Here is a 239-nt window from a genome sequence, read left to right on the forward strand (position 1 = left end):
GTACTGCTCGCCGCCTTCCAGGTAGCGCAGGTCATGGCGGATGTTCATCGGGTGCGGCGTCCAGCCGAGGACCACCAGCCAGCGCTGGCGCTTCTCGGCCCGGCCGAGTTCGGCGAGCATCGCCTGCTCGCTGGACTCCACCAGCTTCCAGTCGCCGAGGCCGAACTGGTTGGCGTCGATCATCTTCTGGATCGACTGATTGGCCGGCGCGCCGGAGCCGATCCCGTACAGCTTGCGGT

1 protein-coding gene is annotated in these 239 nt (G+C 67.4%); it reads right to left on the reverse strand.

Going from position 1 to position 239, the window contains the following annotated elements; all coding sequences use genetic code 11:
- The coding region (locus ACLJNW_RS28225; protein ID WP_410961941.1) for a glycine betaine ABC transporter substrate-binding protein at window positions 1–239 on the reverse strand (239 nt) is incomplete at both ends.

Source organism: Salmonella sp. SAL4457 (assembly GCF_046548235.1).
Taxonomy (GTDB): domain Bacteria; phylum Pseudomonadota; class Gammaproteobacteria; order Enterobacterales; family Enterobacteriaceae; genus Salmonella; species Salmonella enterica.